The organism is uncultured Microscilla sp. (genome assembly GCF_947493425.1).
Classification (GTDB): Bacteria; Bacteroidota; Bacteroidia; order Cytophagales; family Microscillaceae; genus Microscilla.
Window position 1 is genome coordinate 1 of sequence record NZ_CANLRP010000096.1, and the last position, 22,143, is coordinate 22,143.

Genomic DNA, 22,143 nt, shown 5'->3' on the forward strand with positions numbered 1-22,143 from the left:
ATCTACTCGTTCTGTGATCATACAGCGAGTTTAACTATTTTCTTTTTTCCAACCTAGAAATCAGCGAAACGTAAGTAAATACAACAAAAAATAATAAACCTATTGAGTCATAGGAAAATATGCGCAATGAATACACATTCACTTACCAATTAGAATATGTACCTGGCAATGGCATTTGCTTAAAAACAATGATTACCGATTACCTGAAGTTTGCCAAAGACTTGTCAGGCAAGTGTTGGTCTCGCAGAATAAGACCAACACGGAAAGGAGGTCAGTTTGTTATACCAAGTCAAGGTCAGGTTTTATAAGCCATTGCTCAGCCTCGGCATAATCATTAAAGTACTGGGTAACCTGGGCTTTAGCTTGTTGTTCGGCCATGGTTTGCTCAATAGATAGTTGTGCATAAAAATCGTCGGGTAGTAAAAACGCCATTCGAGTAATACCCGCTGACAGGTGCATAGGCACTATATTTTCATTATACCATTGTTGTAGTTCTGGCGAAATAGGGAAGTCAAACTTAAGGGTATTTACCAAAATGCCTTTGGCGTCGTGTTCAAGGGCAGCTTTGGCTACCCCTGTCATGCCCTCTTTAAAAAGATCATCAGTCAAGAAACCGCTCCCTGTCCAGTAGTTGAGAATATACTTTTTAGTCGCGAAAAAAGTGCTTTTGAGGTGTGTGTCTTCATATAAGACAATAGTATCTTCCATAAATCGTGAATTTTTGTAAATATCCCCAATTTAACCATTAAAAAGTAGAAATGCTCACTTTCAGGCTGCCCAACAAGACTAAAAAGTATATTTGCTCCAATTTCTTGGGACATTGTGTAACTTGAGCGAAGCTTAAAACCCAAAATTTGATGTAAAAAAGCCAACACCCGATGACAAAAAAACAAAAACCATCCATTTGGATCATTCCTGTAATTGTATTTTCTCAGTTTGCCGGCACCTCACTCTGGTTTGCGGGCAATGCCGTGTTGCCAGACCTCCAGGCGTATCTACAGTTGAGCGGTAGTCAGGTATTGGGCAACATTACCTCTGCAGTACAGTTAGGGTTTATTTTGGGTACCTTGGTATTTGCTTTTTTTGCTATTTCCGATAAATTTTCGCCCCGTCGCATCTTTTTAGTTTGTGCCTTGTTGGGGGCTGTTGCCAATATGACCATTTTGTGGTTGGCCACCAATTTGTTTAGCCTATTGTTGCTACGTTTTCTGACAGGTTTTTTTCTGGCAGGTATTTATCCTATAGGGATGAAAATAGCTGCTGGTTGGTACCAAAAATCATTGGGCAAAGCCATTGGTTTTTTGGTAGGTGCGTTGGTATTGGGTACTGCGTTTCCTCATTTACTCAAAAGCATAGGAGGAGCACTTTCGTGGAAAACTGTGCTTCAGGCAGTCTCTCTCATTGCGGCAGTGGGCGGAGCCGCCATGTACTTGTTGGTGCCCGATGGTCCCTACATTAGCAAAGGGGCAGGGTTTAACCCTAAAGTGTTGTTACAAATGTTTCGTACCAAAGACTTTCGCTGTGCTGCTTTTGGCTACTTTGGTCACATGTGGGAGCTTTACACCTTTTGGGCTTATGTACCTGTTATTTTACAACAATACGCCCAAGCAAACCATTGGCAGGCAAACTTGTCCTGGTGGGCTTTTGTGGTCATTGCTGTAGGTAGTATAGGTTGTATTGTGGGAGGGGTAGCATCGGGGAAAATAGGTAGCGCCAAAATAGCAGTTATACAATTGGGTATATCAGGGCTTATGTGCTTGTTGTCGCCACTGCTGTTTCAGTTGTCTCCAGTATCATTTTTAGCTTTACTGGTTATTTGGGGAATTACTGTAGTAGGCGACTCCCCCCAGTTTTCGGCGCTCACTGCCCAAACTGCTCCTCAGGCCTACATAGGTTCTGCGCTGACCATTGTCAACAGCGTAGGTTTTGCCATTACCATTATAAGCATACAGTTTGTTAACTACCTGGCACAGCTCATGGCTCCTCAGTACATCTTTGTTACTTTACTTATCGGTCCCCTGTTTGGGTTATGGGCAATGTATCCTTTATACCATAAAAAATGATGACCTATGATTAATATCATAAAAATCATTGAGTAAGAATGCCTTTTTTGTCTCAACCTTGTACTTGTTTACTGGGCAATAGATTGTTTTAGTGGCTCAATTTCTGTCATGTGTGAGGTAGTTTGAATATTTTGTTTAGGGAGGAGGAGCTTCAAAAGCAATGAAATGCCTCATTATTTGGTGAAAATGCCTATTTTACTCAGGATATTTTTGGAATAAAAAGTTTGAATGGCATATTTCCTGGCGTTCACTTGTGCATAGGTAGTACTTTTTATGTAATAAATATGTACCTTTGTGCGGCATTTGAGCAATGTCTTGAAAAATTGATGTTAAAAATTACAAATACCGATAATCGCAATGCAGTTATATAAAGATAATAACTTAACCGTTAAGTATGCAAAGGAAAGCAGCGCCCTATTGATGACCTGGAGTGGTTATACAAATGATGATACTTACTGCAACCTTATTGATTTGATTAACAAGTTGATGGTGGCAAATAAAATAAAAAGAACGCTGCATGATGTAAGGGAACACAAAGGCATTACCCCTAAGTCGCAAGACTATGCTGCAGAGCTATCCCTGGAGTTTAGACAAAAACATTGGCAAATGGACAAGCGAGCAATGGTGATTAAGCCCGATCACGATGTGTTTTCTAAATACGGCGTACAGCGATTTGTCAAAAAAGTAGAAGATATAGATTATGAAGGGCAACGCCGTGAATTTTTTGATGATGTAGAAGAAGCATATGCCTGGATAATGGGATAAATTATCACAACAAAAAGCCTTGGCAGTTTATAGAAACTTGTTGGGGCTTTTTTGTTGGGTAAGTATTTTTAACTTAGGAACATGTTCAAAATAAGTGTCGGGATTGAGGGCGTATACTCGAGGCTGGCTGAGGCACTTTTAGCCTTTGGCAGAGCTCGGCGCAGCAAAGCTGCAGCCTCGGTTTTACGGCTTCGTTTCACAGATTCCCCGAATACAAGTTCGGTTTACAACTCCGAGCTTGTACTCGGAGGATTTTCAACTTAACGGCAACAAACTAAGGCTGAGTCCAGCTGACGCACTCATAAACCAACATTATAATTCTTTTCAATTAAACAAAAAAAATCACTGCGAAAGGTCAGTTATTACAATACTCTGCAGTGATTTTAGTCAAAGTTGATTACTGATTACCTTCGGTGAGCTCACCAGAGGCTCGGTTATCAAATGTTTATAAGTTTAAAAACTATTTAATTACGTGTTTAGACGTAAAACTGAAACCCTTTGAAAAATAAAGCAAGTACGCAAACTTAATATACGCCATTGGTTTACAATGATTAATAGGGTAAACATTTACTCGAATCCGCTATGGACTACGGACTAAATGCTATGGACTATTGTTATTATTGTTGAGTAACAGACACCACTCTAAAGTCGGTACGACGGTTTACAATGCGGGCATAATTGGTTTCATTAGGAATAATAGGCACTTTGGCTCCATACCCCTTTTTTACCAAACGATCTTTTTCAATGCCTTTCGACACCAGCCAGTTGTACACCACATTGGCACGCTGCTGCGACAAAGCCACATTGTTTGCGTTGCTTCCTACATCGTCGGTATGCCCACTTACCTCAATACTTACTCCTGGGTTGTTTTTCAAAAAAGTAAGCAATGCCTTGGCAGCTGGCAATGATTTTTTATGCATTTCAGCTTTTTTATACATAAAAAATACCCGATAACTCAATAAAGCTCCTTCTGTAATTTTCTGTCTGGAACCAGGGTTCATAATTACCCGATACAAGTCTTTTCCTCCTACGCCACCTGGACGGTCTGAAGAAAAGTACGCCACAGCGTGCCCTTTATCGTTAGACACAAAGTACATATCATTTGACTGACTATTGATGGGGGATCCCATATTTTCGGCTTGCGAAAAATCTTTACCATTATTTACTGCCGATTTGAAAATATCAAAACCACCCATAGAGTTGTGCCCTGTGGAGCTAAAATATAAGGTTTTACCATCGGCATGCATAAAAGGAGCTTCTTCATCGTGAGGGGTGTTTACCTTGGGGCCCAGGTTCACTGGTTTTCCCCAACGTCCTTTCTTATTTTTTACAGACATATAAATATCTAAGCCTCCCAACCCCCCAGGGCGGTCACTGGTAAAAAACAAGGTATTGCCGTCAGGACTTAGACAACCAGAAGTTTCACGGTGCTTTGAATTGATATGCTTGCCCAGGCTTTTGGGTTTAGACCACCCATCTTTGCTTTTGGCAGACGCAGACACTGAGCCTTTTACATCTTTTAAGTTTTTGCTTCTTCTCTTTTTTCGCTTTCTTCTTTTTTTACCTTTGCCCACTCCAGTAATGGTGGAGTTGCCACCAGAGAACTCCGAAGCCATAGATTTTGTACTATAGTTTAAACTAGACTCGTACAGGTTTCCGTTACCTCGGTCTTGATACACCAAAATCCGGTTGCCATCCAACGATAAAAATACAGCTGACTCGTGGCGTTTAGAGTTAAAGTGATGCCAAGGCTCTTTGGCGTTCCAGGTACGATTCTTAGTGTGTGAAATGAGTACATCCTCGTGTTCGTTTTTGTCGTGGCTCCCAGTAAAAATCAATATAGAGTTGTCTTGAGATATAATGGGGGCATATTCATTGTCTTTTGTGTTAATCTTTGGTCCCAGGTTATGAATACGCGCCATCAAAGGAGTACCCATCAGCTCTTTAGCGTTTTTGGCTTCTTTGATCCGCTTGTTCGACACCTTTACAAAATCTTCTTTCAAAACCCTGTCGTGCAACAATTCAAGGTATTTTTTACCATCGTCTTTTTTAGTCTTGTCTATAGCACTCTGGTAAGACTGTACTGCTTCCATGTATTTACGGTTGTATACATAAGCATCGCCGAGGTGAAAATCGAGAATGGGGCTAAAATCGGGGTTGATAAGGTGGGCTTGCTTAAGCGGCTGCAAAGCAAGTGATTGTTCGTCGCCATACAAATAACACAGGCCAAGTCTAAGGTGGGCGCCCAATTCGTCTTTTCTATCAGCAAACACTACTTGCCCACTTGCTACAGTTCCCAGCAGGTCTTTGTACATTTCTATAGCACGACCATACTTTTCGTTATCAAACAGTTTATTGGCTCTTTTCAAAGCTTCTTCTGCTTGTTTTGTTTCGTTTACTTTTTTGTTTTGAGCTTGAGCAACGGCTCCCCCTAAAAGCAATACAATCAATAGGTAAAAAAATCTTTTCATAGCGTATAAACTTGTTTTGTGTTGATTCAACTCTAAATTCAATGTCTATATTTAGAAATGGATATAAATTAAGTAGGTATTATTACTATTAAAACTAGTATTTTTACTCACTAAACTTACATCTGCTTAATTCTTCCTTTTATTATGATTTGCTTTGGGGTTGGGTTATACTTATGTTAAACGGAAATGATTAGAGTTTTTTTCCTTCACAATCTTTTCTGAGCTTGCTAAAGCTTATTTATGATAGTTAAACTGCATATAACAGCCTTGAATGTACTAAAATCCTTATATAAATCATTCCAGTATTTATTGGGAATATTCAACAACAAGCATAAGATATATAACTAACATTCAACTTATCAGCCTATTATCTCCTTTTAGAGGGTAGCTTCACTTGGTAAAAAACATACTTTTTCAATACTTTTATTACACGAACTATAAAATACTTATTATATTTGATGTAGGCACAATAAATAAGGCATTGACACCTTTGCCAGTGGTAAAGCAATGGGATTAGTATACTTACTTAGATTTACCTAGTAAAATGTACTAATGCAATGCTGAGGCGCTATCTATAAAAAAAGCCAGTGCTGAGGTACCCAGCACTGGCTTTTGTATAAAAATTATAACATCTACCCACTCATCTCTGACTGATGCTTCCTGAGCCATTCACCGACTTACGCACGGTTGGGTTGCCTTTATAGGTAATAGAACCGCTGCCATTGACGGTGGCGTTAAGCTCATCATTGACATTTAGCTTACAAGCTCCCGAACCATTGACCTCTACCTTACAAACATCTGTCTCTAGGCTTTGGCAGAGCACTTGCCCCGAACCCATCAAATTAATCGTATGTACGTCGGTATCTCCTCGTAGCTTTACATTGCCCGACCCTTTTACCTCAGTCATTACTTTTTTAGCATCTAAACGAATGTTAAAGTTGCCCGAACCAGAAACTGCCAGCGAAAGGTCGCTTACCTCCCACCTGTTTTTAGACTTTAAGTTGCCCGAAGCGCTCAAACGAATCGCTTTGATGCTGGGGGTGGTAATAAATACATATACTTTGTTGTCGCCTTGCTGAAACCCATGAGTACGGTAGCCTATATATAAGAGCCCTCCTTCTTTTACTTCTGTTACAATCTCTCTCAGTACATCAGGTGCCGCGTGTACTTCTACCGATTGCTTATCGCCTTGTTTCCAGATTACATCGCCGGCAATGCCATGCAAAAGGCTGTTAAACTCAGGCAGATTTCTTACCTTGCCATAGTCATTGTTTTTTGACAAAGGTGGAGCTTCTTCGACAAAGGTATCTTCTTCGGTATACGCCTTACCATCTTCATCGTAGCCAGGGTCTTTGCCTCCGGTGGTGGTATTACAGGCGTTGATCGCCACCAGTAAACAAAGACTTATCAATATTGTGCTCAATCTCATAGTTATACAGTTTATTTAATTCATCGAAATTACAAAATACCCGCTGAAAAACCTTGATTGTATGGATATATTGAAAGCTTATGACCAACCCCAACACCAGCTGGCAAAACTGGCGCTGCAAGGCACCTGGTTGGGTGATGCTTTTGGGCAACGTTTTTTTGACACCCGCCCCCACATTGAGCAATGGCTGCACACCCACACCCTACCACCTGCCCCTTGGTATTTTACCGATGACACCATCATGACGATTGGGCTTACCCAAAACTTATTTAAAAACCAAAGCATTGATCAAGACACGCTGGCTCAAATATGGGCAATCAATTACCAAAAAAACATATCGAGAGGCTACGGTGGCACTGCCCACAAAATACTGCGCGAAATAGGCGAAGGCAAACCTTGGATAAACGCTTCTAAAGAAGTATTCAGTGGCATGGGCTCTATGGGCAACGGAGCCGCTATGCGGGTGGCTCCTATTGGGGCATTTTATACGCAGGATTTGGCTCAAATAATTCACCAAGCCCGATTATCGGCACAAATCACCCACAGCCACCCTGAGGCTCAAGCAGGAGCCATTGCGGTGGCAATAGCTGCTCACCTGGCAGGATACACAGTACTTACGGGCAACGATTTTTTGGCTAAAGTGAGGCAACATACGCCTGACAGCCAAACCAAAGACCGCATCGATAAAGCGTTGCGCCTACCATCAAACTACCGGATAGATACCATTGTACATGCCTTGGGCAACGGGCACAAAATGCTGGCTCAAGACACTGTCCCTTTGACGCTATGGTGTGCGGCTCATCATTTAGACAATTTCGAGGAGGCACTTTGGCTGACAGTGTCGGCATTGGGCGATCGTGATACTACCTGCGCTATAGTAGGTGGCATAGTGGCATTACGGGTGGGCACGTCAGGCTTGCCTGCTCGCTGGATAAGTGCAGCTGAACCTATATTGGAGGAATGGCTGGTTAAATGAGGTTTCATACAGAGCCTAACCCGTTTTAAACTGCCCCAAATATTCCAGCATCTCTTCCAAGGCAATGTATTGATCTCCTTTAGCCACGGTTTGTAAGACACAAAACCGGTGAAACTTCTCTATCCAGGCAGCATTGTAAACACGGTAATCGTGGTGCGTGGCAATTTCGCGCAATAAAATACCTGGCGAAAGCTCTAGCCCACCTTTGGTAAAGAAATGTTTCCACAGTAATATTCTAGTTTCATCGTCTGGCTCGCGAAACCAGAGGCGAGACTCAAACCTACGCTTAAAGGCATCGTCTATGGCTTCGTCTTTGTTGGTAGACAGAAAAATCATTCCCTCATATTCTTCCATTTTGGTCAACAAATAATTAACTTCTTGGTTGGCATAACGTTCGTTGCTGCTGCCACCACCCTCGCTTCTTTTACCAAACAAAGAATCGCCTTCGTCAAAGAATAAAATCCAGTCTTTGTTGCTTGCCTGGCGAAAAACCTGCTCTAATTTTTTATTGGTTTCGCCCACATACTTATCTACAATTTGATTGATATTGATCCGATACAAAGGCTTTTGGGCGTGCTTGGCAAGCAACATAGCAGTGAGGGTTTTGCCTGTACCTGATGAGCCATACATCATCAAACGAAAGCCTTTCATGACTTTGTTACCCAAAATAGCTTTTACTTCGTTGTAATGAGTTACCCATTGCTTTACTGTAAACACCTTTTTTTGTAAGCTTTCGCGTAAGATCAAATCATCCCAGGTTTTATCGGTAGTAAGCAAAGTAGCAGGAAAATCGACCGAATATTGGGGCTGGAAGGGCTTGCCCGTAGTGAGCAGGTGTAGGTATTGCTCAGAAAGTATCAGTTGCCCCGCCAGGGGTGGTTCTCCATAAGAAACTTTGCCAAGAGACAATACCCCCTTTTGGCTAAAGTAATGGGCTTGCGCCAATATTTTTTGAACAATGAACCTTCTGGTAAGGTTTTGACCTGCCAGCAAGAATTGGGCGGTGTGCCCGGTAGGCAAAAACCCTTTAAAGTTTTTGGTAAGTTTTACCCCGCCAAACTGAAGTACTTCTCTGCCGTAGGCATCTTTTATTCGGAAGCCTTCAAAAAGTTCTGGGGTTAGGTGAGGCGCCAAACTCAACAACAAAATAATTTGCTCGGCAAGTTGGGCAAAGTATATATCACGAGGAGAGAGAGAGTCGCCTAGAGCATCCTCAAAATAAGATTGGGTGTGTGCGTGGACTTGTTCCAGGGTATTTGTGTAAGATGTTTGAGCGTATTGATAGGGAAAGTCAATCGGGAGCAAGTCAAAGAAAAAGTCTTCAAATAACTGTCCCTCGGTGTTCATAAAATCACCGGCAAAAGCCAGTACTTTTCCTAACCAACGAAATTCACGTTGCAAAAGACTAAGCGTGCGTACCATCACTTATACTAAAAAAGGGTTTAAGAATAATAAAAGCACAAAAGGTTGTGTTTTTCGAACAATGACATTTACTTGCAATAAACAAAAAAAACAACAATAAAAACAAAATGATTAAACACGTTTTTATCAAATGCCTGCTAATGCTTGTAGTGCTATCTACTGCCACTTTAGCCCAAACACCCCAGCCAGACTCCCTGGCTCAATACTTTACCCCGGTCTCGCTCCAAAACCCCGACAGTGCCTGGCACGTGCTTAAGCCTGCCATTAAAGGTAAGAAATTGTTTTTGTTTGGGGAAGTGCACGGGGTGGCTTGTAACCTTAAATTACAACTCTCGCTTTTTAAGTATTTGCATAAATATGCGAATGTTCGATATTTAATATTGGAGATAAGCCCAGCAGATGCTTTTTTGTACAACCATTACCTCAACACAGGGGAAGAAGAATATTTGCTAAACAATATTTATGCTTATATAAAAGATGAAAGGATATTTTGGCAAGCTCTATATAGGTTTAACAAAAGCTTGCCTAAAGACGACAAAATAGAAGTATTTGGCATAGATTACCATACTAAAGGTACATTCTTACAAGCAATGGCTTTAATGTTTTGGAACGGAAACTCCCACGAATATTTACCTAAAGAACTTGCTTATGTTAGTAAAAAAATAGCAAAAACCGCCAAAAGATTAAAAGGTTTTGATAAACTTAAGCAACTGATTAAGAAAGATTTCAGAAAACAACCTCAGATATATAAAAAATATTTAGGTGATTATTATTGGTACTTTAGGCAAATTATTGACAACCCCTTAAAAGAAAAACATACAGATGAAATACGAGACAAAGAGATGGCTAATCATACGTTGAACATCATAAAAAAACATATTAGAGGAAATATTTTTGGAGCTTTAGGGCGATATCATACCGAAAAATACAAAACCAGACAGAACCTTATGTTTTTTTTGCTAAACCAAAAAGTGCCTATACTTAACATCAACGCTTATTATAAAGATTGTAATTTATATAGCCATGGCAAAAAAATCAACCATACTAGTACTCAAGCTTTGTATCCTCTAAGCAAAAAAGACCTTGCAATTCTAGAAAAATATATATGCCAACCTATTACTTTAATAAATACTAACCATACTTTTTTCAAACGTTTTTTACTGCTTAGAGATAATAAGTTTATGCTATATATAAAAAATCAAGGCGCTTACACCTATGAGGATATGGAGCAAATAAAAAATAAGTAAGCAATTGTTATTCATAAAGTTATTTAAACAATGGAAACAACCCACCAAATACTACCAGATAATGCTCTAGAACAAGGGCTTACACCTAATAAACCCATAAAAGCCTCTGCCCTATGAAACACCTTTTATGGCTAACAGGTGGCTTATTGTTGAGCCTTATCAGCCACGCTCAAATACAAACGCCTGACCAAAAAGACTCCCTGGCTCAATACTTTACCCCGGTCTCGCTCCAAAACCCCGACAGTGCCTGGCACGTGCTTAAGCCTGCCATTAAAGGTAAAAAATTGTTTTTGTTTGGGGAAGTGCACGGGGTGGCTTGTAACCTTAAATTACAACTCTCGCTTTTTAAGTATTTGTACAAGTATGCTAATGTAAGACACTTAATTTTAGAAACCAGCCCGTCAGAGGCTTATTTATGTAACTGGTATTATTTGCGGATAAAAGATAAAGACCTTGCGACAAAATACTTCCAAGCCAAAACAAAAGAAGTAAAGGAGTTTTGGCAAAATATACGTCAATTTAACGATGGACTACCCAATCAAGAGAAAATTAAAATTTTTGGAGTAGACTATTTTAATAAAGACACTTTTCTTGAAGCTCTAAGTGTGATGTTTTGGGATAGAGATACTACTAAAAAACTTCCAAAAGAGCTAAAAATAGTAGACAAACAATTAGAAAAAACCAATGATACTGGTAAAGGATATAAAAAGCTGTATGAGATAATAATAAAGAGCTTTAAGAAATACCCATACCTGTACAAAAGTTTTTTAGATGATGATTTTCTTTTTTTCGAACAAATAATGTCAAACAAACTATATAAATGGTCAGACAAGAAAAGGGATAAAAAAATGCAAGAAAATATAGTTAGGATATATAAAAATTTTAATAAAGGAAATTTTTTTGGTTTTTTTGGACAAAGCCATGTGCTAAAAAACAGTGCTAAAAAAAATATGGTGCATTACCTACATAATGATTTTAAAAAAATATGGGTAGTGAATGGTCACTATAACAATTGCTACTCCTATTATTTATTAGATAATGATACTATTCTTCTGAAGAATCAGGGGGCGTTGGAGGGCATAAGCCAATCTACAAAACAAACCCTCACCTCCTACACTTCTGGTAATGTCACCTTGATAAAACCCCATAAATATATTATAAAAAGCAAAAGAATGCGGGAAAAAGGAGATTATATACTGTATATCAAAGATCAAAAAGCAGAACAACTTCTTAAGAAAGTAAAAACCAAAGGAGGTATCCAAAACAATAAAGATTAACACCAGTAGTAAATATTAATTAATAACACCAATTCAATGGACAATATGCAAGACTTACTATCTGAAAACGCCCTAGAGCAAGAGCTTAAGCCTAATGCACCAGTAATAGACCCTATACAACAAGATACTGAGCTAACCGAGGCACTAAACGACGCAGGATTCGCAAGTATACAAGAAGCCTATGCCCAACAAGGAGTGACAAACTTACAGGATTTATATGATATTTTAGCCCATAACGAAGGTGAAGTAACCCACGAAGGTGATAATCCAATTTTAAGATTATTACGTAAGCTAGGAAACCTATTAGGCATAGGCAAAAAACGTAAAACATACCACTATTCCTCCAGAAAAAAACTAGCAGAGGGAGTCACTAAAACTAATAGAAATAATACAAGAGCATCTCGCACAAAAAGGAAAGCAGTAAGGGGAAGCAATCATACAACAACTCGTAGAAGACGCAAAAAAAAACGCACGAACTCATCTAAGGTTCCTCCTAATCAAACTCCTCCCATTCCTTCCACTAAACCCCACTACAACATCGCCCCGGTTCCTTCTCTGGAAACAGCTCCGATTCCCTCTTCCCGCCCGAATGTAGACATGAAAAAACAAAACATAGCGTGGCATGATACTGAGGAAGACAAGAGACAAAAACACAATATAGGCAAACTGAATCACAAAAAACCCACCCAACCCAGGTTTAAACTCAATGGACGCCCCATTAGACCAGGACAGAGTTTTTTACTGAAAATATCTACGCCTGTCTGGAGCCCTGAACCTTCCAGCAAAGGAGATGCTATCAAACAACTGCAGGGCTTGGCCAACTTTCTGAAAGCCAACCCAGGCAATACGGTTTACCTTGGGGGCAACTTTAAAGGAAACGCCAAAAGAGGATTTTCTAATGGAAGTAACCCCGGCAGCCAACTATGGGACATTGCTTATGACCAAAGTATTATTAAAGCCAAAAATTTGGGGAAATGGAACATTAAGACGTTTGGTGATTTTGCCCGTAAAAGAGCCGAACAAATTCGGAATATCCTGGTAAACGACTTGGGGGTGCCTTCCCAACAGGTAGCATTTGGTTTAGGGCTGTTTTATACAGATGCCAGAGGTGCTGCTACCGGGATCACTGTTCGATAAATAACAATTTTTGATGTAAACACGATCTACCAAACTTTTGCATAAACAACAAAAACTATGAACCCTCTCACCAAAATTACCCTCGAACGATTTGCCCGCGACTTAACCTCTGGGCAACCTGTATACAAACTGGCTGTAGACCTGGACAAGGCTCAAGTGGTGTGGCGGGGGCGCGAAAATGTAAAAACTCTGGGGCAGGTAGTAGCGCCTTTGTCAGAGGAAAAGGGGCAGGCAGTAGACAAGCTGAGCCAGGCTGTATTGACGCAGCGCCCCGCAAACCTGTACGAAAACCCCCAACCACTGGCGGGGTATGAACGCATCGGGCTTGAGTTTGCCAATGGTACACATTGGCAAACGGTGAATCATTTTGGTCAATACTACGCTTCAATGTCTGCCCTAAAGCAAGGGCGAGCCTTGCCACAAGCTCCTCCCCAAGACCAAGACATATTGCATACATTGCAAGCCTTTAGCTTTGGGCTGGATGATTTGCTGGGGGTACACCCACTGGTGGGCAAAGCAGGCAAGCACGAAAATACTGACCACGATGAGTCGCCCAACCCTACCAACAATGCCTTGAGCCTGACTGAACAGGTACTGCCCCAGTTACCCGACAGGTTGGCAAGCGAACTACTCGCAAAATTGCAAAAACGCCACCAACAGTTACAAAGTGTACGAAACCTGGAAAAACTTTGGGCAAGTTTGCAAGGGGTACTCCGGCTACAAAATGAATTAATGCTCAATTATGCCCAACCCCAACAACGCGAAGAGTATGTGTGTTGGTTTGACAACATGCACAAAGCTTTTGCCCAAAGCAGCAGTCCTTACGAGCAAATCATTGCCGAAGATATACATGAGGCAAGGCAGTTCTTCCCTAAAACCCAACCCCTCAATACCCAACAAATTTGCCGAATACTAGAGTATGTACTGGGTAAAAACCATCCCGAAATGGTACACAGTTTTATAGAGGTACTGGAAAAAAACAGCTATAGACTCGCGCAGTAAAGAATCCAAAATCTTCAGACGCTGACCAACAACCGTTGCGATCGCCCAAATCTCTAGCCCATTACACAGCAATTAGCACAAACGTTTGACTTAAACTAAGTAAACTCAAAATCATTTTACTTTTTTCTAATCCTGTTGTATGTTTGTCAAACTTACTAACCTGACATAAGTACAAAAATAATGATTGATATAAAGAAATGGCTTGTAGAAAAAGTAGCCGAAGAAACTGGATTAAATACTGAGCAAATCTCTTGTGATGAAGATTTCAATAATTTTGACATGGACTCGCTTTCTATTGTATCTATAGCCGCCGATCTAGAGAGTGCAACCAATGAAGAAGTTGACCCTACCGCATTTGTAGAATACAATACGATCAATAAGTTTGCAACATGGATATCTCAACAAAAGTAACCTGGAACCCCTACAGTAGAGGCTATTTTCAAGACCCTTATCCTCACCTCAAAACTTGCCGCGAAAATAACCCTGTGCACCAAGGCATACACGAAGCCTGGATGTTTTTCAAGCATAGCGACATTAGCAAATTATTGCGACACCCAAATTTAGGAGTATCTGGCCTTAGTGAATACCTAAAAGAAAAGGAGCCTTATATTTTTAAAAATACCGAAACTTGCCCTTATTTGGCTCAAAGCACCCAATGGTGGCCCATGTATTTGAACGGCAATCTACACAAAAAAATAAGGGTTGCATTAGGCAAAGTGTTTCAGGCGCTCGAATGGGAACCTGTTATTTTAAAGGCAGTAGAAAGGGTAAATGCACGCTACCAATCCTTGAATAAATTCAACCTGGCAAACTATTGCGCTGATTATATTTTTATGATCACTTCAGAAATATTTGGCATTGACCAATATGGTACTACAGCCAAGATAAAGGAATACTCTAACCTACTTGCCCGCAGCCAGGATTTATTTGTATCCAAACAATTCTACCAGCAAATCAACACTTCTTTGTTATGGGGCAAACAATTATTTGATCGCTCTGCTTACCGCGAAAAAATTGAAGCAGCACTCAAAGAGCAGCAACTTGACTATACCAGCGACCATATATACTCATTGATGACCATCTCATTGATGGCAACATTTGAAACATCTAAAGATAATCTTTGTATGGCGCTATACGAAATAATCAAGCGCAAACACATCATACACCTTATATCAGAAAGTACCCCTCAACAGCTCAATATACTAATTGAAGAGTTATTTAGGTTTACTTCACCTTTGCAATACACTGTAAGAGAAGTCCAAAGTCCGTTAAACTATAATGGTATCAGCCTGCCAACACAATCCAAGTTATATTTATGCCTTGCCAGTGCCAACCGTGACCCGGAAGTTTTTGATCGCCCCGATGAAATTATACCTGACCGTCAGCCAAACCCACATTTATCTTTTGGTGGGGGACTGCACTTTTGCCTGGGGGCTAATGTTGCCCGTTTGGAACTGAGGCATTGCTTGCAGCCTATGGTGCAATTATTAAAAGACTATACTTTTGATGATCATGGGGAAAGCAATGTACAATGGGCAAAACAAATATTTATGCGCAATGCCCAATCTATTTTGCTAAAACGCAACGCCTTATGATCCATCCACTGGTCATTGCCGCCTTTGTGTTACTGTCAATACTCTTGACTACTGCATTTTCGGCAAACCAACGATGGCAAGCCTTACTTGTAAGTAGTTTGGTGCTTTACTATACAATAGTGGGCACTAAGTTATTGGTGATGCTGGCATTGGCGCTCGTTATCTATAGTTTAAGTTTCAAGGTCAAAGATCATATCCATAAACTTTGGTGGGTGGTGTTGCTATTACTTGTGCCCCTCTTGATTGCCAAAAGCACTGAAAAGGGGCATCACTTTATACAGTACGCCAACTATTTGATTATGCCTCAAAAAAGCTGGCATTGGTCTTGGTGGTTTCAAATCGTTGGCTTGTCTTATTTTAGTTTCAATGGCATTAGCTATCTCATAGACATCAAGCGCAAATATATAGCTCCAGAGAAAAACTTTTTCCTGCTGTTGCTCTATCTGCTTTATTTCCCTACGGTGTTTTCTGGCCCTTTGCACCGGGCAAAATACCTTTTTGTCCAATTCAGGCAGGTTAAAATCACCAATGCATCTATTAGCCATGGGCTTAGATTAATGCTTTGGGGACTTTTCAAACAAATAGTCATAGCCCAAAGATTGTATGTCCTCTTGCAAAACCTCTTGGCAAGCTCCATCAGCGGAGGATATTATCTCTTATTGGGACTGGTGTTTTTTCTATACCTCTACTGTAACTTTAGTGCGTTTGTAGATTTTTTTCAAGGAGTCTCCCAACTATTCAATGTGAGGCTCAAAGACAACTTTAATCACCGAATTTACCTTGCCTCATCGCGGCAAACGTTTTGGCAAGGCTGGCATAAAACCCTCAATGAATGGTTTAGAGATTATTTCTTTTTTGTGGTTGTCAAATATGATAAAAAACGACGCTATACCAATGCCATCCTATTGCTCACCTTTTTACTCATTGCAGTATGGCATGGGTTTAACTACAGCTTGGTTTTATGGGGCATCATGAACGGGCTATGGATTATTTTAGAAAAAAAAGTACCTTTTGGCAAATGGGCATACCCTAAATTAAGAAAGGCAACAGGCGTAACTTACCACTTATTGTTATCAAGCGTACTCGCCCTTGTATTTATTTCGCCCGATATTCCAGCACTTATCAAACAAGTTTTAGATACTGAAGCCCACTTTCCCTGGCAAACCATTGCAAGTCAGAAAGCAAACCTAATTATAATTATCCTGGCATTTGGCATGATGGACTATCACAGTGGCCAGGCTAAAAAACAAAGGTTTGACGATTACCTCCAAGGTAAAGGTTTATGGTACAGGTGGTTTACATATTTTAAACTGACACTTTGCATATTGGCATTAGGCAAAGGTTTAATCATAGACAATTATTACATACAATTTTAACCTGTCAAAATGAAACTAATCAACACCTGGATAAAGTTGGGCTTATTTGTGGGTACTTGGGTAGTGATCATCTGGCTGCTCCAGAACACTTGGGAAAAACCCAATACTATGCTGAAGGAAGCTAAACGAAGCAGTCAATCACTTCAAGATACTTCTTATTTCTTTTTGGGTTCCAGTCGTATTCAGTGTGGAGTAAACCCTGATATTATCAAAAAAAAGCTTGGTCAGGATAAAGTATATAATCTTGCCGTGGGAGGAGCTACTTTTCTCAACTCTTGTATAATAGCACAACACCTCATCCAGACCAAAGGTCGTAAAACCATTTTTATAGAATTAGCCAATATCCACAAAAAATTCCCTGAACACATATTCTTGATTTGTCAAGCGTTTGGAATAAATCTCCCCAAGGCATTGCATCAACTGGTCAAAGGTTTTGATTTAAAAAGGCAAGTCGAAATTCAAACCCACTACCTGGAACAAGCTGCCTTTTTTACAGCCTCGGTTAAAAATACCGTCCAATCACTTGTGAATTACAAAAACTCACAGCAACCTATTGGCTTTCAGGCATATACTCAAAATAACTGCTTAAGTGTCGAATCATTTATTAGCATCAACGAAGTGTCAAACCCGCTGGCTTCTCAACCCTACACCCATGAGCATAAGCTATTGATTGACTATTTAACGCTATTGGCCAAACAATACCACACGCGAATCATTTTTTTACTTCCAATAAACTTTGTTGACTCCACAAGAAAACAGCAAATCCTGGAAGTATACCATCATTTGCCCTCACACCAAAAAGTGGTCTACACGGCTGATTTTATCCAACAAATGCAACAAGCCCGCTTTCTCAAAGATGCCCAACACCTCAACCAATGGGGAGCCCAAAAATACACGGAGTTGCTTTGTCCCCTCATCAAACCTTATTTTTAACATAAACACCCTATTTTCATTGGCTACAGTTGCCCTTTCGAGAATATTATTGCAATTTCCTGCCACATAAAGAAAAATCTTCAAACACGTATAGATATGAATATGCAAAATGCTCCTTTTAACCTGGCGCAATGTATAGAGCACGCCGGAAAATACTATAGTCACCAAAAAGTAATTACCCGCAAAGTAGAAGACGACAGCCTCCACGAGATTACTTACCACGAAATATTGCTAAGGGTACGCCAACTAGCCAACGCCCTGCAAAAACTGGGCGTACAACAAGGCGACCGCGTAGGCACCATTGCCCTTAATACTTACCGCCACCTCGAAGCCTGGTATGCCATATCGGGGCAAGGGGCAGTGTGCCATACCATTAACCCACGTTTATCGGCGGGGCAAATGGACTATATCATCAACCACGCCGAAGACCGCTTTATTTGTATTGACCCTATCTTTTGGCCACTGATTGAGGCAATGCACCCCAAGTTTGGCAAGGTAGAAGGCTACATCGTATTGACCGATGCCGCCCACATGCCCACCACCAAACATGATGTGGCACTCTATTGCTATGAAGAACTTATCAAAGGTGAGTCAGACCAGTTTGAATGGCCAGTATTCGACGAAAACGCAGGCTCATCGCTGTGTTATACATCGGGCACTACTGGCAACCCCAAGGGGGTCATGTATACACATAAGTCTAACTTGTTGCACTCGTATGCTGCTGGGCTCCCCGATGGCTTTGGCCTCCGTAGCATAGACACTATTTTGGTAGTGGTGCCCTTGTTTCATGCCAACTCGTGGGGTATTTCTTACCTGGGACCTATGGTGGGGGCCAATCTTATTTTACCGGGCAAACTCATGGACGGGGAAGCCATTTTTGGGCTGGTAGATAAATACCAGGCAACTACTGCAGCCGGTGTGCCTACGGTGTGGACCAACTTGCTCGACTTTGCCGAACAAAAAGGACGAAAGCTTAGCTCGTTGCGCGATATAGTAGTAGGCGGGTCGGCAGCGCCCCCCTGGATGTTTGATGCCTTTGAACAAAAACACGACGCTCAACTCTTGCACGCTTGGGGAATGACTGAAACCAGCCCACTAGGTACAATCAACCGTGCCATTCCACAACTCAAAGACTTGCCAAAAGAAGAACAAGCCAAAATACGCCTCAAGCAAGGACGCCCGGTATTTGGCATTGACCTAAAAATTGTAGACGAAGAAGGCAACGAGCTACCTCGAAATGGTGAGGCAGTAGGACATTTATTGGTACGAGGCAATTGGGTAGTACATACTTACTATGGCAGCGATACCCCTGCTGTAAACAAAGACGGTTGGTTCGACACGGGTGACATGGCATCTATTGACCGGTTTGGTTATATGGAGATTGTAGACCGTTCGAAGGACTTGATCAAGTCGGGGGGTGAGTGGATAAGCTCGGTAGAAATGGAAAACACCGCTATGGGGCATCCCGATGTACTCATGGCAGCCGCCATTGCGCTCAAGCATAAAAAATGGGGTGAAAGACCTTTGCTGGTGGTAGTGCCCAAAGAAGGTAAAACTCCAGACAAAGAAAGCATTAAGACCCACCTGGGAACCGAGTTTGCCAAATGGCAGATTCCTGACGAGGTGGTTTTTGTAGAGGAGATTCCAATGACTGCTACAGGCAAGTTTAGCAAACTAACTTTGCGTAAACAGTTTGAAGGTTTTTACGAAGAAAAAACCTAACTTGTAATAGCTAAAGTAAAAAACGACGACACCAATAATAGTGATGTCGTCGTTTTTGTATTTTTTTATGCTGTACACAAAGTTTATAGCTTTGTTTTAGATGCTTTTAGGTAATAACCCAGGCTGTCTGCCTGCCCTCCTTGTTGGGTCGCCTTTTGTAAGTCAGCCACTGCTTTTTTGTACTCTTTCATTTTGTAATAACACTTGCCCCGCAGGTAAAACATAGCCGCATTGGGTGGGTTGGCATAACCAATTGCCTTGGTCATGCAATAGGCGGCTTGCGGATAATTTTGGTGTTGCTCTATTTCTATTTGTCCCCAAATAAAATAAGCCTCTGGGTTCCTTTTATTGTAATACACTGCCCTCCCCACTCCCAACATTGCCTGATAATAACTTTGCTTGGCAAGCTGCTCTTTGGCATACTTTACCTCTTGTTTTGAAGCTTTATTGTAGTAATAGTTATACACTACAGCAAACGTAACTCCTATAACCGCCAATAGACCTACAGTCCAAACAAAGGCTTTTGTTCTCTTATTCATAAATCACTTATATTTTAATTAGTATACGTTACTTTGTGAAGCTACCTGCGTTATTCTACCAAACAGGCAGAAGCAGCTAACCAAAAGTTGAGTTTATCTTTACGAAAAATTGTATTCTTAGGGTTTTCCAATTCAGGTAAATCCGCCAAAAAAAGCCTGACGCCAAGATTATCATTGTATTTAGGCTGTCCATTTTTGTATTTTACAAACAATATAAGTGTATCTATGGTATGACTGGCTACAGCTACAGGAGCAGGCAGATCAAGTCTGAAATAAGTAGTTTCATCGTCAAACACCAGACGTGTGCCTATCACCAACGGTTGAGGGAACAGCTCTTCTACTTCAGGGTTTTGCCGACTACTCAATTGTATTTTTTCACCTATGAGGTAATTGTAGTTGGGTTTCTTAAAAAAACTGGTTTTATACAAGGGCTGCCAATAGCCCCGCACCAAGTCGAAGTTTGCCAGACTGGTAGACAAAAATCCCATAAAAAACAACGCAAAAAACAAGGTGTCGTTGAGCTCGGTATTGGCTACCTCTGCGCCTTTGAGCAAAGCAGTAGATACATAGTCGAACAATAATATAATGGTAAGCGACACCACCAAAAATCGTTTAAGATGGTCAGAGCTAAATACTTTTTGATAATCGAAAAGAGGGGATATGTTCAAGGCATTGTTCATAAAACTCATCCATAATGCCATAGATAACACCATAAAACCAAAAGTAAACAAGAAGAACAAACGGGCAACCGGGTTGATCAACCAAAAGTCGAAAAAGCCATGGGCACAGGCAGCAAGCCCCCAATACAACAAGCCCTGTAACCACAGGGGACGCTTGGATGAGCGATAACGGGCAAGCACCAACCCATAGGCAATCACAGAGCTGTCGAACAAATGAGACACTACCGAAAAAAATGCCCGACGGTGAATAATATTTGCGGTATCTTTTGCCAAATAAAGCAGGTTTTCGGTGGCAGCAAACCCTAAAGCTGCCACCGAAGCCAACAAAATATAGTCGATGGGCTCTTTGATTGACTTAGGGAAAAACCAAAGAATAACGATGACAGGCAAAAACTTGACACCTTCTTCGATCAACCCAATGGCAGCTATGCAATATAAAAAATCGTTGAACAAACCACCTGTAGGGTAAAACCCTAACTTGAGGTGGTAGTAATCGTACAAGGGGAAAGCCAAAAACGTAGACAAAACCGCTCCCACAAAACACCCCAACCATAAGGTGTAGGCAGGCTTGGCAAAGCACTTGATACGTGTTAGGTAAACAAGCCAAACCATGGTAATCAACCAGCTGGCAATAATGGCTATAGCATTGGTTTTGAGCCTTACTCGTACCTGTGCATAACTCCACGCTTTGCCTTGACTAAAGTACATATAGGCAAGTATTTCGGGGTCGGTTTGCGCCAAATACGCTTTATTTTGGGGTAAATGAAGTAATTGATCCAACTCATTCCATTTTTGTTGCCTGGAAAGCGCCTTTATCAGGTTTTGGTAGGCTTTGTGTACGGCTCCTTTCAGTTTAATTTCTTGCTTAAACAACTTTTCGGCCACCCAAGCTGCCCCTATCGCAAGGTAGTACTCGCCACGAGCATTGCTGATATACTTTCTTGACTTGCTTTTTATGTTGTCAAATGCCTCTCCCGATTCCTGCCACTGCTTCTTATGAAAATAGATAATGCCCAAACCCAAGTGACCAATGTCGCGCAGATCATCATTTTTATGGTTGGCATACACACTATAATACTGCTCTATGGCTTTATCGTTGCGGTAAATATTGGCGGTGGGGGTAGCTTGATAGGCAGGTTTGCCAAAATGGTAGGTAAGCAGCTGGTGGTGGTGCTCTAATGATGTAGTATCACTGGTAGTTTGGTGGGCAATTTTCTTTTCAAACTGAGGATTAATAATTTCTTTGGGTTTTTGTTGCGCAAAAAAAGGCGCGGCTAGCCATTGGTTTACTCCAAAAATAATAACAATGACCGCAACAATATAAACCAGGGCAAATTTCATAAAATGGTGTGGATTCAATAAGTTTGGTTAATTTAGCTTATTCTTTACCTTTGACAGGTAATAACCTATTTGCCTGTTTGATCTTTTCTGTCAAATCATTCCATACCTTTTTACATTATTGGGCTTTGTAATAACATTTCCCATCCAACACATCTAAACATCACCGCA

The 22,143-nt window shown here is 40.9% G+C and carries 18 protein-coding genes; 12 read left to right on the top strand and 6 right to left on the bottom strand.

Going from position 1 to position 22,143, the window contains the following annotated elements:
- Nucleotides 1-279: 279 nt before the first annotated feature.
- Nucleotides 280-708, bottom strand: a complete 429-nt coding sequence (locus Q0954_RS21265) for a hypothetical protein (RefSeq protein WP_299460084.1) — start codon at nt 706-708, stop codon at nt 280-282.
- Nucleotides 709-878: 170 nt separating this feature from the next.
- Here Q0954_RS21265 and Q0954_RS21270 point away from each other — a divergent pair, with 170 nt between their 5' ends.
- Entirely contained in the window at nt 879-2,063 is a 1,185-nt protein-coding gene (locus tag Q0954_RS21270) for a nitrate/nitrite transporter (protein WP_299460087.1), read from the top strand.
- A gap of 357 nt (nt 2,064-2,420) precedes the next feature.
- Nucleotides 2,421-2,828 (top strand): hypothetical protein, encoded by a 408-nt coding sequence (locus Q0954_RS21275; protein ID WP_299460089.1) that lies wholly within the window; start codon nt 2,421-2,423, stop codon nt 2,826-2,828.
- A 617-nt stretch (nt 2,829-3,445) separates the two neighbouring features.
- On the opposite strand, the gene Q0954_RS21280 is transcribed toward Q0954_RS21275, so the two are convergent.
- The gene (locus Q0954_RS21280) at nt 3,446-5,299 is read right to left on the bottom strand and encodes an OmpA family protein (RefSeq protein ID WP_299460092.1); all 1,854 of its coding nucleotides are present in this window, start codon (nt 5,297-5,299) and stop codon (nt 3,446-3,448) included.
- A gap of 640 nt (nt 5,300-5,939) precedes the next feature.
- Nucleotides 5,940-6,728: a head GIN domain-containing protein gene (locus Q0954_RS21285; protein ID WP_299460095.1), complete on the bottom strand. Its 789-nt coding sequence runs from the start codon at nt 6,726-6,728 to the stop codon at nt 5,940-5,942.
- 61 nt (nt 6,729-6,789) lie between these two features.
- Between Q0954_RS21285 and Q0954_RS21290 the strand changes: the two genes are divergently transcribed.
- Nucleotides 6,790-7,704 (top strand): ADP-ribosylglycohydrolase family protein, encoded by a 915-nt coding sequence (locus tag Q0954_RS21290; RefSeq protein WP_299460098.1) that lies wholly within the window; start codon nt 6,790-6,792, stop codon nt 7,702-7,704.
- Between the two features lie 15 nt (nt 7,705-7,719).
- Here the strand turns inward: Q0954_RS21290 and Q0954_RS21295 are convergent, their stop codons facing one another.
- Nucleotides 7,720-9,126, bottom strand: coding sequence for an ATP-binding protein (locus tag Q0954_RS21295; RefSeq protein WP_299460157.1), 1,407 nt, complete (start codon nt 9,124-9,126; stop codon nt 7,720-7,722).
- Between the two features lie 347 nt (nt 9,127-9,473).
- Here Q0954_RS21295 and Q0954_RS21300 point away from each other — a divergent pair, with 347 nt between their 5' ends.
- From Q0954_RS21300 to Q0954_RS21340, 9 genes are all read left to right on the top strand, one after another.
- Nucleotides 9,474-10,373 (top strand): hypothetical protein, encoded by a 900-nt coding sequence (locus Q0954_RS21300; protein WP_299460101.1) that lies wholly within the window; start codon nt 9,474-9,476, stop codon nt 10,371-10,373.
- 113 nt (nt 10,374-10,486) lie between these two features.
- A complete protein-coding gene (locus tag Q0954_RS21305; protein WP_299460104.1) occupies nt 10,487-11,650 on the top strand; it encodes a hypothetical protein in 1,164 nt (387 codons plus the stop codon).
- A gap of 36 nt (nt 11,651-11,686) precedes the next feature.
- On the top strand, nt 11,687-12,787 hold the full coding sequence (locus Q0954_RS21310; protein ID WP_299460107.1) for a hypothetical protein: 1,101 nt from the start codon (nt 11,687-11,689) through the stop codon (nt 12,785-12,787).
- A gap of 57 nt (nt 12,788-12,844) precedes the next feature.
- Entirely contained in the window at nt 12,845-13,789 is a 945-nt protein-coding gene (locus Q0954_RS21315; RefSeq protein ID WP_299460110.1) for a hypothetical protein, read from the top strand.
- 180 nt (nt 13,790-13,969) lie between these two features.
- Nucleotides 13,970-14,200, top strand: a complete 231-nt coding sequence (locus Q0954_RS21320) for an acyl carrier protein (protein WP_299460113.1) — start codon at nt 13,970-13,972, stop codon at nt 14,198-14,200.
- The gene (locus tag Q0954_RS21325) at nt 14,179-15,384 is read left to right on the top strand and encodes a cytochrome P450 (RefSeq protein WP_299460116.1); all 1,206 of its coding nucleotides are present in this window, start codon (nt 14,179-14,181) and stop codon (nt 15,382-15,384) included. Before Q0954_RS21320 ends, Q0954_RS21325 begins: the two co-directional genes overlap by 22 nt.
- The gene (locus tag Q0954_RS21330; protein ID WP_299460120.1) at nt 15,381-16,760 is read left to right on the top strand and encodes a hypothetical protein; all 1,380 of its coding nucleotides are present in this window, start codon (nt 15,381-15,383) and stop codon (nt 16,758-16,760) included. The genes Q0954_RS21325 and Q0954_RS21330 overlap by 4 nt, the downstream gene beginning before the upstream one ends.
- Before the next feature lie 9 nt (nt 16,761-16,769).
- Complete coding sequence (locus tag Q0954_RS21335) at nt 16,770-17,693, top strand: hypothetical protein (protein WP_299460123.1); 924 nt, start codon at nt 16,770-16,772, stop codon at nt 17,691-17,693.
- Nucleotides 17,694-17,789: 96 nt separating this feature from the next.
- Nucleotides 17,790-19,415, top strand: a complete 1,626-nt coding sequence (locus Q0954_RS21340) for a long-chain fatty acid--CoA ligase (protein WP_299460126.1) — start codon at nt 17,790-17,792, stop codon at nt 19,413-19,415.
- 83 nt (nt 19,416-19,498) lie between these two features.
- Here the strand turns inward: Q0954_RS21340 and Q0954_RS21345 are convergent, their stop codons facing one another.
- Both Q0954_RS21345 and Q0954_RS21350 read right to left on the bottom strand, forming a co-directional pair.
- Nucleotides 19,499-19,954, bottom strand: a complete 456-nt coding sequence (locus Q0954_RS21345; RefSeq protein WP_299460129.1) for a lipopolysaccharide assembly protein LapB — start codon at nt 19,952-19,954, stop codon at nt 19,499-19,501.
- A 50-nt stretch (nt 19,955-20,004) separates the two neighbouring features.
- Nucleotides 20,005-21,975 carry a PrsW family intramembrane metalloprotease gene (locus Q0954_RS21350; RefSeq protein ID WP_299460131.1) on the bottom strand — a complete coding sequence of 657 codons (1,971 nt, stop codon included), beginning with the start codon at nt 21,973-21,975 and terminating at the stop codon, nt 20,005-20,007.
- Nucleotides 21,976-22,143 lie beyond the last annotated feature (168 nt).